The sequence below is a fragment of the Pasteurella sp. P03HT genome, from assembly GCF_054052285.1.
This window is the reverse complement of record NZ_JBSIUM010000001.1, coordinates 442,910-456,891: the sequence shown is the minus strand read 5'-3', so window position 1 is coordinate 456,891 and position 13,982 is coordinate 442,910. Positions and strand designations below refer to the sequence as shown.

Sequence of the window (13,982 nt, the reverse complement as noted above, 5' to 3'; positions counted from 1 at the left end):
TGTGTAAGTGTAGTGATACATTGAGCTAACCAGTACTAATTGCCCGAGAGGCTTAACTATACAACGCTCAAGTATTTTTGTGGGTGTTGGATAAACGGAATTGATACGAAGACGAAGGAAACGAAAGGATAATCAGGCAGCTTGTTTCGAATTAAAGAATGAAGAGAATAAGAGAACATCAACGGAATATCTTGGCGGCGAGAGTGCAGTGGACCCACCTAAATCCATGCCGAACTTAGAAGTGAAACGCTGTTTACGCCGATGGTAGTGTGGGGTTTCCCCATGTGAGAGTAGGGCACCGCCAGGTTTTTTATTTTGTTAGTTTATTTTAAATTAAGTAAGCTAACAAAATAAAAATTTTTTGGTAGCAATAGTGCAGCAGAACCACCTGAATCCATGCCGAACTCAGAAGTGAAATGTTGTAACGCCGATGGTAGTGTGGGGCTTCCCCATGTGAGAGTAGGTCACTACCAAATATCAATTTTGCGGAGCGGTAGTTCAGCTGGTTAGAATACCTGCCTGTCACGCAGGGGGTCGCGGGTTCGAGTCCCGTCCGTTCCGCCAATTATTTGAGCGAATTAAGTTTCGCTTTCTTTCTAGGGGCGTAGTTCAATTGGTAGAGCACCGGTCTCCAAAACCGGGTGTTGGGAGTTCGAGCCTCTCCGCCCCTGCCATTATTTTCTTTTTCCCATCTGTTTTTCTTTAAAGACTTTTGTTAGAAGATGCTTTTCTTTGGATAAGTAAGTAAATACGTTCTAATTTAAAATCAGTACTCTGTTTTTGATGTTTCTGTTAACTAGATTTGTTTTACAATCCTAGAGCTTGTTTCATTAGTTCTGTTTTTACAAACCCTAATTGATTTGTCGTGCTTAGGCCGATACCTCGAATCAATTTTTTTACTGGGTTTTCTCCTGCAAAAAGATCTTTTAAACCTTGCATGGCGATGAGCATTTTGATTGCCTCGGTTTTTTGTTTTCGTTCATAACTACGCAAGTAACGATATGCTCCAATATCTACTCCAAGGGACAAATTATGCTCGATACTCTGTGTGAGTGTCATGACATCTTGAAAACCGAGATTTATTCCCAAACCAGCTAAGGGGTGAATGGTGTGTGCGGCATCACCTATTAAGGCAATACGATTTTGAGCAAAATCACGCGCATAGCGTGCAGTGAGTGGGATTGTTTGACGTTCGCTTTGTAACTTACATAAACCAAGTCGCATGTCGAAAGCGACGGATAGGGTTCGATTAAATTCTTCTTCATCACATTTGCTCAGATAGCTAGCTTGTTCAGCAGGCAGGGACCAGACAATTGAGTTTAAATGTGTTCTATGTAAGGGGAGGAAGGCAAGAATACTATCTTTTGCGAAAATTTGTCGTGCACATTGTTGATGTGGTTCAGCTGTTTCTACATTGCAGACTAAAGCATGATGCCCATAATCACGAAAAATGAGAGGAATATCTGTTTGTTTTCGTACCCAAGAATTTGCGCCATCTGCACCGACAATCAGTTTTGTGGAAAGAAGTTGACCATTATTTAAGGTGATAATGGCATTACTCTCAGTGATGCCTAAGTGTTGTGGAAGTGCGGTTAAGATTTCAACATTTTTTTGTTGTTTCACTTTTTCCCATAAACAATGTTGAATCAGATGATTTTCGACAATATGGCCTAAATGTGAGATTCCTAAACCTTGTGTATTAAATTGGATATTCGCAAAGCTATCTTTTTCCCACACAGACATTGAATGGTATTCTGTTGCTCGTAGTTGGATAAGTGATTGCCAGACATTAAGCGAAGTCAGTAGCTTTTCACTGGCGAGATTTAATGCGCTCACGCGGTTTGTCACTGTATTGATATCCGTTTCTATTGGAAATCCTTCAATGATGACAAGGCGCAGTGGTTGTTTTTCTAAACTGGCTGCGAGAGCTAAGCCTGCCATTCCACCGCCAATAATCGCAAGATCAAATGTTTTCATGTTATTTCCATCCTAATGTTGGTTTGGCAAAATGTTGGCGTAATAAACTTGATTGTGAAAGTGCCAGTAACCCAAGTGTTCGTCCCAGTTGAAAAGGAAGTAAATTATTCGCAAAAATAGATAATAAACTGTCAGTTAGATTTATCATGCGCTGTTGGTCTTGTTGTCTTTCGCGTTCGTATTGTTGTAAGTTTTGGTAATGACCAATATCATCTTGCTGTAAATAGTGTTTGGCGACGACTTTAGCCAATTGCATTACGTCACAAATACCAAGATTAAACCCTTGTCCTGCAATTGGGTGAAGGGTTTGAGCGGCATTGCCGATTAAAGCAATACGATGCTGTATATGTTGTTCTGCCTGATATAAATGTAATGGATAAGAGGCGCGGTGTCCGCATTGCTGTAATTTCCCCAATCGCCAACCAAAACGATCTTGTAGTTGAGTAAGAAAGTGTTGTTGACTACATTGCATTAAGGATTCAGGATTGTGAACGCACCAAACCAATGACATCAGGTTATGTTGCATTGGTAATAAGGCAAGCGGTCCTTCATCAGTAAAACGTTCAAATGCACGGTATTGATGGGGCTGCTGTGGCAAGACATTTGTGATAATTGCGGTTTGTTGATAATCACGCAGCAAATATTGTGAAATCTTTGCTGCGTTTGCGACCAAAGACTGTGAGCCATCGGCTCCTACGAGTAATTGTGCAGTGAATGTGCGGTCATGTTTCAATGTTACTTTTACTTGCGTTTCATGACGCGTAATTTGTGTAATGTCGACAGGGGCGTAATAATCAACATTAGGATAATGTTTGAGTGAGTCTAATAGAATTTGTCCAACTAAGTGCAGTTCAATGACTGCACCAAGCTGAGTGAGATTAAATTCTTCCGCCTTGAATTGTGTTAATCCACTATGCCCTTTATCAGAAACATGGATCGTTTTGATAGGGGTAATGATGGGATGTAGACATTGCCATAATGTTTGTCTATTAGGTAGTCTAATTTGGTCGAAACGTCGACAACTACCATCAGATAAGGCAATGCAGCGAGCATCAAAACCGTGTTGTTGGTGATGCTGTGTTTGCTGTTTTTCTAATACAGCAATCTTGATACGACCTGCAGTTTGGCTACTGAGTGCTAGGGCGAGTGTGACACCCGTCATGGCACCACCAACAATGATTACATCGTAGTCTGTTTTTTGCCGCATTGCATTATCCTATTACTTACTTGCCATTAATCGCTCGATCTCTTCAATTTCTTTCGGTACAGCGCTGGTGAGGTTTTTATTGCCATATTCTGTCATGAGTAAGTTATCTTCAATGCGTACGCCGATTCCTTTGTATTGCTCTGGCACATCAGATTTTTCTGAAATATAGAGACCTGGTTCGACTGTGAGGACCATACCTACTTCAAGTGGACGATCTCGAACTTTACTATTACGGTTGTTATTGTTTTCACCTTTACTATAACTGCCTACATCATGTACATCTAGTCCTAACCAATGTCCTAAGCCGTGCATATAAAACTCGCGATAGGCCTCTGTTTTAATCAGTTCCTCAACATCACCTTTTAAAATCCCTAATCGGACTAATCCTTCTACTTTAATTCGCACCACTTCATCATTTGCTTGTTGAATTGATTGACCTGGTACTAACAATTCAATTGCTCTTTTTTGTGCGCGTAATACGATGTCATAGATGTCTTTTTGTGCTTGGCTAAATTTCCCATTGACTGGAAAAGTACGAGTAATATCCCCCGCATACATTGCAAACTCGCATCCTGCATCAATAAGAACTAAATCCCCGTCTTTAAGTGGCATATCATTTTCAGTGTAGTGAAGAATGCAGGCATTTTCACCTCCTGCAATAATGGAGTTATAAGAAGGGCTACGTGCACCAAAACGACTAAATTCATGCAAAATTTCATGCTCAATTTCATATTCTAAACGGTTTGGACGCGTTTTCTGCATCGCTCGGATATGAGCAAGTGCACTAATCTGCCCTGCTTGTTGTAATAAGGCAATTTCATTTTCCGATTTGAACAAGCGCATTTCGTCTAGGATGGGTTTCCAAGATAATACTGTTGATAAATCTACCGCACTTTCAGTTAAAAGTGCGTCACCCCAAGGGTGTAAGTCTGTGACGTGATAGAGGGCGGTCGTATTTTCTAAAATATGAGTGAATGTTGATGTAAAATCCTCGATCGAAAATGCGTGATCTAAGGCCAATTTAGCTGGTGCATTTTGCACACCTAAACGACGTCCATCCCATGTTTCTCGTAAAGGATCAGAAGGACGAACAAAAATAAACGTTTCTGCTTTCCCCGCTTTCTTGGTTAACAAAAATACCGAGTTTGGTTCATTAAATCCCGTTAAATACCAAAAATAGCTATCTTGACGAAATGGATAAGTACAGTCATTACTACGACGTTTTTCAATTTCTGAAAAAACGATTAATGCGGTATTATCCTGCATTTGTGCGAATAATTGATGACGACGTTGTGCAAATTCTTCTTGGGGAAGGGCGGCCATATAAGCTAAATCCATCTTTGTTCTCCTTATAATCGGATTAGTGTAATACGGGTTTGTGTTCTGTTTGTTGGGGTTGGAAATGTGTGAATAATAAGCAAGCGATAGTGCGGACATATTCAATAATTTCTTCTAAGGCTTCGCTGAGCTCTTCTTTATCCTCATTTTCATCATACCCTAGTTGACAGATGTCATGTAAATCGTCTAATGCCTCGCCAATATCGCCTTTTTCTTTATCGAGTTTAGGTTGCGCTAAACCAAGTCCCAAGAGGAAGTGATTTGCCCATTCAGATAAGCTATCCGCGCGTGCAAAAATATCTTCTTCATCTTCAGGTAGCAAAAGAGCAAAATCAAAGCCATCAATATCGGCGAGTTTTTCACTAATTTGTTGATATAACTGCGTCACTTGTTGTAAAAGTGCGGTAGGATAAGCGTGATTTTCATTGGTGAATTGAAATAACAATGGTTGCCAACTTTGATCGGTGATCCCTCCACACACTAATCCACTTAAAAAACCGTGTAATTCAGCAGGTGAAAGGGCAATATTGGCTGTTTTGAGTTGTTGTGAAACGTCGCTGTAAGACAACATCGATTTTGTCCTTTTTAATCTAGTTAAATGTTTGCAAGCAGTTTACCACTCTCACGTCACGCAACCAATAATTAGACGGATTTTTTTAGCTATGGCATAATAATACATAAAATAATTAAGCTGAATGGAGGCGAGATGTCGTCTAAAAGTATTGAATTGCCTGTGCTTGGACAGGTTTTGCGTTTGAATTGTCCAGAAGAGCAGCATGATTCTTTAAGACAGGCTGCAAAGGCGCTTGATTTACGTGTATCAGAGATGAAAGAACGCACTGGTATTTTACAGTTAGAGCGTGTTTTATCGATTGTTGCATTAAATTTGAGCTATGAGCTATTACAAGAACAGCAGAAAAATACTTCAATTGAGGATTTACTTAAAACACGCATTCAGCAACTTGATCATTCACTTGATCATATTTTGGCACAAAAATCGAACAATTAGGGGATAGTTCGCTGAGTCTGTAATCAGAATGGCGAATTATCGCTAGTCAATAGGGCTAAATTACGTTAGTATAAAATAAAGATTACCTGGGGTGTTTGCCAGTGGGTTATGTCCCTGAGCCGATACTTTTATATTATGAATTAGTTTCTAATTGTTGGTGAGCATGCTTAGTTTTACTAAGAAGCCTAAAGATGATTACAACTGATTCCCTTGAACCGTTGGGTTCAAGGACTGGCGCCTACAGCGGCATCTCGGGTTCTCTTTCTTAGCATTTCAATGGATACACTTTCTTTTTCTCGTCAACACATTCGTCGCCAAATCCGACAGGCTCGTCAAAAACTTACCGCACTTGAACAAGCTCAAGCGGAACAAGCGATTACAAAGCAAGCATTGCAATTAATTGAAACACAACACGCTCAAAATATTGCGTTGTATTTGTCTTTTGATGGTGAGATCTCTACAACATTATTGATTAAACAATTGTGGTTACAAGGCAAGCGGGTTTATTTACCTGTGTTACACCCATTTTGTTCAGGACATTTACTGTTTTTGGCTTATCAGGCAGATACTGCTATGGAACAGAATACATTTGGGATTTGGCAACCCAAATTAAATGTTCAGCGGGTATTGCCTCTTGATGAATTGGATATTATTTTTACACCATTAGTTGCCTTTGATCTACAGGGAAATCGGCTTGGTATGGGGGGCGGATTTTATGATCGTACTTTGCAGAATTGGCAACAGAAACATTTTATCCCTGTTGGGCTAGCACATAAATGTCAACAAGTTGAGTCCTTACCTTGTGAGAGCTGGGACATTCCATTAGAACGGATCTTAGTTGGTTAAGTGTGGTGTAAAGGAAGAGAATAAAAAAAGAGGGCGAATAAAATTCGTCCTCTTTTTTTTGTTTTTAGGTGCTATTATTGTTTTAAGAGCCCATCGGGTTCAGCAGGTTTTTCAATTTCAGTAAATGTCCGACCTTTGTTTGCTTCGATAATTGCAGCCGTTTGTGCAGCTAACTCTTTTAAGTTCATTTTTTCATAAGCTTCTTGCATGAGTGGAAGGGCTTCATAAGTTGCTTGCGCATCTGGATATTGTTGTAACATGCCAACAACGCGATTTGCAACAGCGACATGAGCATCACGTTTAGCATAGAATTTCGCAATAGCTAGTTCATGTCTTGCTAAACTTGCTTTAATGTATGCCATACGTGCTAACGCATCTTGAGCATAAGGGCTGTTTGGAAAATGTTGTACTAAAGTTTGGAAATTAGCAAAAGCTGCTTTGATCGAGGTGCTTTCACGTGTCGCACGATCAACACGGAATAAATCTTGGATATAATTATCACTTAATGCGGAATTTGTGAGACCAGCCATATAGAGTGCATAATCTAAATCGCTACTCGTTGGATAAAGTTGTAAAAAACGATCAACTAAAGTAAGCGTTTGAGTGTAATCTTGCGTTTTGTAATTCGCGTAGATTAAATTTAATAAGGTTTGCTCACTATAATGGCTTCCTGGAAAACGCGTATGAACAGCATTCAAATAACGAATAGCTTGTGAATAATCACCATCTTGTAAGTAAGTTTGACCAGCATTATAAAGCTCTTGTTCAGGGCGTTGTTCAACATCTTTAGAGCCTGAACATGCTGTCACAGCAAATGCAGTTAAAGCAATAAGCGTGAACGATTTTAATTTACGCATTGGATAATCCTTATTTTTACGAGCAATGATAAATGAGTTACAATGACTCAATATTGTATATAACATTATTAAATAAGCAAACTTCATTAACGGATTTTTTTATTTATGGCACAAATTACCCTGTCGGCTGAAGTTCAGCTATCTCAAATGGGACAACGCTTAGACCAAACTTTAGCTGAATTGTTCCCTGACTATTCTCGTTCTCGTTTAAAAACGTGGATTGAAGACGGATTGGTGTGCGTCAATGGGCAAGTGGAAGCTGTGCCACGCATAAAAGTCTATGGTGGAGAACAAATTGATATTACTGTTGAGCTTGAGGATGACACTCGATTTGAGCCAGAAAACTTACCGCTCAATATTGTTTATGAGGATGAGGATATTTTAGTGATCAACAAGCCAAAGGATTTTGTTGTTCATCCAGGCGCAGGGAATACATCGGGTACAGTATTAAATGCCCTTTTATATCACTATCCGTCTATTGCTGAAGTGCCTCGCGCGGGAATTGTCCATCGCTTAGATAAGGATACGACAGGACTCATGGTTGTTGCGAAAACAATTCCTGCACAGACTAAATTAGTACGAGATCTGCAAAAACGCAAAATTACCCGTGAATATGAAGCGATTGCCTGCGGGATTATGACCAAAGGGGGCGTTGTGGATCAGCCAATGGCTCGTCATCCAACAAAACGTACGCATATGGCGGTGCATCCAATGGGTAAACCCGCGGTCACACATTATCGGATCATGGAGCGTTTTCGTAATTATACTCGTTTACGGTTACGTCTTGAAACAGGGCGTACTCATCAAATTCGTGTGCATATGGCACATCTTGCTCATCCATTATTAGGTGATCAGACGTATGGTGGTCGCCCTCGTCCGCCTAAAAATGCCAGTGAAGAATTGATGACGGTGTTACGTGAATTTAAACGCCAAGCATTGCATGCGATTATGCTTCGATTAGCCCATCCGATTACTGGTGAGTTAATGGAATGGCAGGCCCCATTACCCGAAGATTTTGTTGAACTTGTTGAGGCGCTGAAAATTGATTATCAATTACATAAAGACGAACTTGATTATTAAGTAGGCAATACGATGAATGTCATTAAACCTAATTGGTGTGTACCAAAGCATGTTTTTGCGTATAGTACGTTAAGACAGGGCGGAGTCAGTGCGGCACCTTATGAGAGCTTCAATTTGGGTGATCATGTTGGAGATGATGAAAAGGCAGTCAATAAGAACCGCACATTATTAGTTGAAGCATTATCGTTACCCCAAATGCCCACATTTTTAAACCAAGTCCATGGTACGTACGTGGCGACCCTACCTGTAGAAGACAAACGAGTTGAAGCTGATGCGGTATATACTGATCGGGCGAACCAAGTCTGTTTAGTGATGACCGCAGATTGTTTACCTGTGCTCTTTACTAGCCAACAAGGCAATGAGGTCGCGGCTGCACATGCAGGTTGGCGAGGTTTGTGTGAGGGGATTTTGGAACAGACTGTTGCAAAATTTCGTTGTCCAACTGAACAGATTAATGTGTGGTTAGGTCCAGCCATTGGTCCCACTCAGTTTCAGGTGGGGCGAGAAGTAGTGGAACAATTTTGTTTACAAGATGAACAGGCTGCGTTGGCTTTCACACCTGATCTTAGCGCACCCGATAAATATTTGGCTAATTTGTATTTATTAGCGACACAACGTTTAAACAAGCTGGGGATTTCGCAGATTACAGGCGGAGAACACTGTACTTTTCTCGAACAAGATAAGTTTTTTTCTTATCGGCGAGAGAAGCAAACAGGACGAATGGCGACGTTAGTTTGGTTTACAGAATAAGATTGAGAAAAAGCGCGGCAGATAGTGTAAATTTTCTACCGCGCTTTTTTATTGATGAGTCAGCTTTTGATTAGAAAAGTACTTTGATTCCTAAATTAAGCTGATTTTCTTTAAAGTCATGTTGACCACGACGGTGGGTCGTATCTAGCCAGAATTGAACGTAATGGCTTACTTGTGATTCTAAACCTGCTTTATATTCCATCAAGTTATGGGTGCCTTGAATGTAGTTTTCGATGCCATTCATTGATGCCCCATAAGCATTACTGTTATGTAACCAGTTGAATTCAAAGTAAGGTTTAATATTGAATTGTTGAGTACTTAAGTGGCTATCTAAGCTTAACTTGATGCCTAAGCGTGTTTGTACATTGTTGTTACCTAAGCTCTCAACAAGGGTGCCTTGTTGATCTCGATGCTGTTTTGCACGAACTCCTTGCCACATCAGTTGTGCTTGCGGTTGAATCGTGAAACGATGTTCCCAATCGTTTACACGGTACTGGCTGACAGGATAAGTATAACCTGTTTCAATTGATGCATTAAAACCACGAGAATGGTAGTTTTCCTGAGTTAATACAGGATTAATGACTTGGTTTTTAAGCCATTGATGTTGTAGCCAACCATCAACATAGAAGCCCGTATCTTGTTCTATATTTTGATACCAAGTGGCGTAAATTCCCGCTGCATAACCTTGTACTTTGGCACGAGAAACATTCGCGTATCGTGCTTGGATCTTAGTATTTTGTTTTCCATAGCCAAACATTACACCTAGTTTGTAATGAGGCGCAGTGATGATATCTTTACCGAGTTGAATCATATATTTACGCGCTTCAGCTTTATTCTGCAGATCTGCCATTTGATTGCGTGTTGTTCCTTTTACTAAACGTAACCAAAAAGTTTGCTCTGGTGCTTGAGACAGGAAATTATGACGCATTAAACGATCTTCAAGTCTTAAATTGAACAGATGATTCGCTGCATATAAGTTATTGGCATATCCCGCCATTTCTGGTCGATAATTGAGGGCTTGGTGGATGTAATTCGTTAAATACCAATTCTCTTGATGATTTTCCTGACGTTTTTCTAGGTTATAAAGCCATGCGTCTTTGACAAGATAGCGATCGAGCATAAATGCTTGAGGTGCGGAATTCGTTGTTTCAATCACTTTAACATCTACGATTGGTGTTTCCTCATGACTTTCAAGCTGGTCAATGACAACTTGTGTTGAGCCCGTTGCCTTACCTTTAATCAGTAATCTGTCTGTTTCATTCGTACCATTACCTAAAGTTGTAAGGAGGTGAAGTGACCCATCTTGTCCTTGATAGTCGCCTTGAATCGTAACGGTTTTGAACGTTAACGTTGGATCTTGATGGACAAAATTGAAGGAGCCTTGGTTTTCAACATGACCTTTTAACACGTAGTCTGTTGTGAAATCCAATGCGGTATTTTCTTGTAATAATAGGTTTGGTGCAGTTAGACTTCCATCTTTTAAAATGAGCTTGCCTGTCGCAATATTGATCATACGGCTAAATTCAAAGGCATCAGACAATGTCCAAATGTCACCACGCATGATAAGGTGATTAAAGTTGGCAAATTTGCTTTGATCATGAATGGTGCCATTTTCTTCGCCACTCTTTTCTAAAATCAGATGGCTATTATTGGGATTCGCTTTTACGATACCGCCAATTTTTGATCCTGTACTGAGCGTCAAGTTTGATTCTTTACTGCCATTCAAAGTGAGAGCTCGGTTACGTTTTGTAGTGTCTTCACGAGTAAAAAGTAGCTCTCCTTTGTTGGTAAAAGAAACGTGATCACCATGCAATAAAACGAGGGTTTTATCTGGATTACCACTTTCTAGTCTTCCCGTGTTATGCACATCAATTTGCGTTGTATTATGAATAAGTAAAGCTTGATTATCACTTGATTTGATTGTGCCACGATTTTCTACATAAGCTTGGGCTGTATAGTTAATATCTATTACAGCTTCTTTTAAACTTTTAGAGACAATCATCCCTTCGTTGTAGATTTGTGCAGATTTACCATTTTCTAACCATATCGTCGATCCCTGATTAGCAGAGATTACCCCTGTATTACCGAGATTATTGATTTCATAAATCACTTCTGTTGGTGTTTTGATCGTATTACCTGCTGGGCTACGTTTAAAGTAACGTGAACAGATAGCACACTCGTTCCCGCCTTCGCCTTCTGTACGGATTTCACCAGAATTAGTGACCTGCAATTTTTCAAGAATATTTCCCCATTGTGCATCAATACTGCTAGTTGGGTCTGTTCCTTCTGCAACGAGTTTTCCTGTATTGAAAACTTCAATATTTAACGCATTTCGTCCTTCTGCTACGTAAATATTATAGGCGTTAGTTCTGTGGATATTGGCGTGGTTGATAATTTTATAATTTTGAGCAATTTTTGAGCCCATTATATCGATGTCGTATTTCTTATCACGATTACCATGTATTGTAATCTGGCTTGTGTTTTTGGTGGTATCAAAGATTTCTTCTTTAGTACATCCATCGCCACAGCTGGTTGCACTGTCAGTAGAGAAAGCCGAGGTTGTATAGAGCGAACTTAATATCGCTATTGAGATAAGAGAGAGAGTATTTTTCATCATATTTATTTTATTAAAAGTGAAACATTAAAAATGAAATAAGTCTTTATTTTACATAGCCTTATTAATAGGCTGAATAATTTTAAGCCTTTTTGTTTGAAAAATAAACATAAAAGAGAAAAAAGTATGATATTACGTGTGATACGGGATGGAGGTTGGCAATAAATAGGATGAATTCAAAAAATATTGTAGAATTGCATTTCATTATTTAGCACATTCAGTGCGGTCATTTTTATCAGGATTTTGTATGACAGAACACATTCAGCTTGAATTAGAAAAATTGCGTCACATCTTACGCCATCATGAATATCAATATCATGTATTAGATACTCCCCAAATTCCCGATGCAGAATATGATCGCTTGTTTCAGCAGCTAAAACAGCTCGAGAACCAATATCCCCACTTGATTACCGCGGATTCGCCCACAAGACGAGTTGGTGCAAAACCATTGGCAGGTTTTGCGGAAGTCAAACATGAAATCCCAATGCTATCGTTAGATAATGCGTTTTCTGATGAAGAGTTTAAAGCTTTTGTGAAACGTATTGAGGATCGTTTAGTTTTTTCACCAGAACAACTGACGTTTTGCTGTGAACCCAAATTGGATGGATTAGCCGTCAGTATTTTGTATGTAGACGGTAAGCTGGTTCAAGCCGCGACGCGCGGTGATGGCACGACTGGGGAAGATATTACGTTGAATATTCGCACGATTCGGAATATTCCTCTCCAGTTGTTAATGGAGAATCCTCCTGCGCGTTTAGAGGTTCGTGGGGAAGTGTTTATGCCACAAGCAGGATTTGATGCTTTAAATGAGAAAGCATTAGCAAAAGGCGAAAAAACGTTTGCCAATCCACGTAATGCGGCGGCAGGTTCTCTACGTCAACTTGATCCTCGTATTACTAGTCAACGCCCATTAGTGTTAAACGCCTATGGCATCGGTATTGCAGAAGGTGTGGAATTGCCTACAACTCATTTTGCTCGTTTGCAATGGCTAAAATCTATTGGTATTCCAGTGAATAATGAAATTCAGCTTTGTGATGGCATTGAAAATGTCCTGAATTTCTATCGTACGATGATGCAAAAACGCAGCCACTTAGGTTATGACATTGATGGAACGGTCATTAAAGTGAATGATATTGCGTTGCAAGAAGAGCTTGGTTTTATTTCTAAAGCGCCACGTTGGGCGATTGCGTATAAGTTTCCTGCGCAGGAAGAGTTAACGATCTTAAAAGGTGTGGAGTTTCAAGTAGGCAGAACAGGAGCGATTACGCCTGTTGCAAAACTTGAGCCAGTCTTTGTGGCGGGAGTGACGGTGAGCAATGCGACGTTGCATAATGGTGATGAAATTGCGCGCTTAGATATTGCGATCGGTGATACAGTGATCATTCGTCGTGCAGGTGATGTGATCCCACAAATTATTGGTGTGGTACATGATAAGCGTCCAATAGATGCGCAAAGAATTGAATTTCCACCGACTTGCCCAGTGTGCGATTCTGTCATTGTACGTATCGAAGGGGAAGCAGTTGCGCGTTGTACAGGGGGGTTATTCTGTGCAGCACAACGTAAAGAGGCGTTAAAACATTTTGTTTCACGTAAAGCGATGGATATTGACGGAGTCGGAGCAAAATTAATCGAGCAGTTAGTAGATCGTGAGCAAATTCATACACCAGCGGATTTATTTAAACTGGATCTCACCACATTAATGCGTTTAGAGCGAATGGGACCAAAATCAGCACAAAATGCCTTAGACAGTTTAGAAAAAGCGAAAAAAACCACGTTAGCGCGTTTTATTTTTGCTTTAGGCATTCGAGAAGTGGGAGAAGCTACAGCATTAAATCTTGCGAATCATTTTAGAACTCTTGAGGCATTACAAGCGGCCAGTTTAGCACAGTTGCAAGCGGTGCAAGATGTTGGTGAAGTGGTTGCTAATCGTATTTTTGTATTTTGGCGTGAGCCACATAATGTGGCAGTGGTGGAGGACTTATTGGCACAAGGCATTCATTGGGAAACCGTTGAAGTGAAAGCAGTGGGGGATAATCCTTTTAAAGAAAAAACTGTCGTGTTAACAGGAACGCTAACCCAAATGGGACGCACAGAGGCAAAAGCGTTATTACAAAGTTTGGGGGCGAAAGTCAGTGGTAGTGTATCGGCAAAAACGGATTTGGTGGTGGCAGGTGACAGTGCGGGTTCAAAACTGAGTAAAGCGAATGAGTTAGGGGTGCAAGTCATTGATGAACAAACCTTTCTAGCTTGGGCACAACCTTATCTTTAAGACAAATAAAAAACCGCTGAAGTTATGAACTAAAG

At 40.2% G+C, this 13,982-nt stretch carries 11 protein-coding genes, 2 tRNA genes, 2 rRNA genes and 1 other RNA gene; 10 read left to right on the top strand and 6 right to left on the bottom strand.

What is annotated here, in order from left to right; genetic code table 11:
• Window positions 1–190 precede the first annotated feature (190 nt).
• The 4 genes from rrf (ACWIT3_RS02240) (at window position 191) to ACWIT3_RS02225 (ending at window position 674) form a co-directional block, all read left to right on the top strand.
• A 5S ribosomal RNA gene (gene rrf / locus ACWIT3_RS02240) occupies window positions 191–307 on the top strand.
• 53 nt (window positions 308–360) lie between these two features.
• Window positions 361–476, top strand: a 5S ribosomal RNA gene (gene rrf / locus ACWIT3_RS02235).
• 11 nt (window positions 477–487) lie between these two features.
• Window positions 488–564, top strand: a tRNA-Asp gene (locus ACWIT3_RS02230).
• Window positions 565–598: 34 nt separating this feature from the next.
• Window positions 599–674: transfer RNA gene (locus ACWIT3_RS02225), tRNA-Trp, on the top strand.
• A 133-nt stretch (window positions 675–807) separates the two neighbouring features.
• Here ACWIT3_RS02225 and ACWIT3_RS02220 read toward each other — a convergent pair.
• From ACWIT3_RS02220 to ACWIT3_RS02205, 4 genes are read right to left on the bottom strand one after another with little or no spacing between them, the layout of a single operon-like run.
• On the bottom strand, window positions 808–1,977 hold the full coding sequence (locus tag ACWIT3_RS02220) for an FAD-dependent monooxygenase (protein ID WP_457161185.1): 1,170 nt from the start codon (window positions 1,975–1,977) through the stop codon (window positions 808–810).
• Between the two features lies 1 nt (window position 1,978).
• Window positions 1,979–3,184 (bottom strand): 2-octaprenyl-6-methoxyphenyl hydroxylase, encoded by a 1,206-nt coding sequence (gene ubiH / locus ACWIT3_RS02215; RefSeq protein WP_457161184.1) that lies wholly within the window; start codon window positions 3,182–3,184, stop codon window positions 1,979–1,981.
• Window positions 3,185–3,196: 12 nt separating this feature from the next.
• Window positions 3,197–4,522: a Xaa-Pro aminopeptidase gene (gene pepP / locus ACWIT3_RS02210; RefSeq protein ID WP_457161183.1), complete on the bottom strand. Its 1,326-nt coding sequence runs from the start codon at window positions 4,520–4,522 to the stop codon at window positions 3,197–3,199.
• A 22-nt stretch (window positions 4,523–4,544) separates the two neighbouring features.
• Window positions 4,545–5,093, bottom strand: a complete 549-nt coding sequence (locus tag ACWIT3_RS02205) for a YecA/YgfB family protein (protein WP_046339679.1) — start codon at window positions 5,091–5,093, stop codon at window positions 4,545–4,547.
• Between the two features lie 135 nt (window positions 5,094–5,228).
• Between ACWIT3_RS02205 and ACWIT3_RS02200 the strand changes: the two genes are divergently transcribed.
• From ACWIT3_RS02200 to ACWIT3_RS02190, 3 genes are all read left to right on the top strand, one after another.
• Entirely contained in the window at window positions 5,229–5,531 is a 303-nt protein-coding gene (locus tag ACWIT3_RS02200) for a cell division protein ZapA (RefSeq protein WP_046339678.1), read from the top strand.
• Between the two features lie 80 nt (window positions 5,532–5,611).
• Window positions 5,612–5,793: non-coding RNA, 6S RNA (gene ssrS / locus ACWIT3_RS02195), on the top strand.
• A gap of 14 nt (window positions 5,794–5,807) precedes the next feature.
• Window positions 5,808–6,377 carry a 5-formyltetrahydrofolate cyclo-ligase gene (locus tag ACWIT3_RS02190; RefSeq protein WP_046339677.1) on the top strand — a complete coding sequence of 190 codons (570 nt, stop codon included), beginning with the start codon at window positions 5,808–5,810 and terminating at the stop codon, window positions 6,375–6,377.
• Between the two features lie 74 nt (window positions 6,378–6,451).
• On the opposite strand, the gene ACWIT3_RS02185 is transcribed toward ACWIT3_RS02190, so the two are convergent.
• Window positions 6,452–7,234, bottom strand: a complete 783-nt coding sequence (locus ACWIT3_RS02185; RefSeq protein WP_457161182.1) for an outer membrane protein assembly factor BamD — start codon at window positions 7,232–7,234, stop codon at window positions 6,452–6,454.
• 105 nt (window positions 7,235–7,339) lie between these two features.
• Between ACWIT3_RS02185 and rluD the strand changes: the two genes are divergently transcribed.
• A complete protein-coding gene (gene rluD, locus ACWIT3_RS02180) occupies window positions 7,340–8,314 on the top strand; it encodes a 23S rRNA pseudouridine(1911/1915/1917) synthase RluD (RefSeq protein WP_457161181.1) in 975 nt (324 codons plus the stop codon).
• 12 nt (window positions 8,315–8,326) lie between these two features.
• Window positions 8,327–9,064, top strand: a complete 738-nt coding sequence (pgeF, locus tag ACWIT3_RS02175) for a peptidoglycan editing factor PgeF (RefSeq protein ID WP_457161180.1) — start codon at window positions 8,327–8,329, stop codon at window positions 9,062–9,064.
• 70 nt (window positions 9,065–9,134) lie between these two features.
• Here pgeF and ACWIT3_RS02170 read toward each other — a convergent pair whose 3' ends face one another.
• Window positions 9,135–11,681 (bottom strand): autotransporter family protein, encoded by a 2,547-nt coding sequence (locus tag ACWIT3_RS02170; RefSeq protein ID WP_457161179.1) that lies wholly within the window; start codon window positions 11,679–11,681, stop codon window positions 9,135–9,137.
• Window positions 11,682–11,925: 244 nt separating this feature from the next.
• On the opposite strand from ACWIT3_RS02170, the gene ligA reads away from it, so the two are divergent.
• Window positions 11,926–13,947 (top strand): NAD-dependent DNA ligase LigA, encoded by a 2,022-nt coding sequence (gene ligA / locus ACWIT3_RS02165; protein ID WP_457161178.1) that lies wholly within the window; start codon window positions 11,926–11,928, stop codon window positions 13,945–13,947.
• Window positions 13,948–13,982: the final 35 nt, after the last annotated feature.

What these genes read in the sequence shown, in the direction of transcription:
- pgeF (WP_457161180.1), top strand. Translation starts at nt 8,327, where the DNA reads ATGAATGTCATTAAACCTAATTGGTGTGTACCAAAGCATGTTTTTGCG.
- ubiH (WP_457161184.1), bottom strand. Translation starts at nt 3,184, where the DNA reads ATGCGGCAAAAAACAGACTACGATGTAATCATTGTTGGTGGTGCCATG.
- ACWIT3_RS02190 (WP_046339677.1), top strand. Translation starts at nt 5,808, where the DNA reads ATGGATACACTTTCTTTTTCTCGTCAACACATTCGTCGCCAAATCCGA.
- ACWIT3_RS02220 (WP_457161185.1), bottom strand. Translation starts at nt 1,977, where the DNA reads ATGAAAACATTTGATCTTGCGATTATTGGCGGTGGAATGGCAGGCTTA.
- ACWIT3_RS02205 (WP_046339679.1), bottom strand. Translation starts at nt 5,093, where the DNA reads ATGTTGTCTTACAGCGACGTTTCACAACAACTCAAAACAGCCAATATT.
- ACWIT3_RS02185 (WP_457161182.1), bottom strand. Translation starts at nt 7,234, where the DNA reads ATGCGTAAATTAAAATCGTTCACGCTTATTGCTTTAACTGCATTTGCT.
- pepP (WP_457161183.1), bottom strand. Translation starts at nt 4,522, where the DNA reads ATGGATTTAGCTTATATGGCCGCCCTTCCCCAAGAAGAATTTGCACAA.
- ligA (WP_457161178.1), top strand. Translation starts at nt 11,926, where the DNA reads ATGACAGAACACATTCAGCTTGAATTAGAAAAATTGCGTCACATCTTA.
- rluD (WP_457161181.1), top strand. Translation starts at nt 7,340, where the DNA reads ATGGCACAAATTACCCTGTCGGCTGAAGTTCAGCTATCTCAAATGGGA.
- ACWIT3_RS02200 (WP_046339678.1), top strand. Translation starts at nt 5,229, where the DNA reads ATGTCGTCTAAAAGTATTGAATTGCCTGTGCTTGGACAGGTTTTGCGT.
- ACWIT3_RS02170 (WP_457161179.1), bottom strand. Translation starts at nt 11,681, where the DNA reads ATGATGAAAAATACTCTCTCTCTTATCTCAATAGCGATATTAAGTTCG.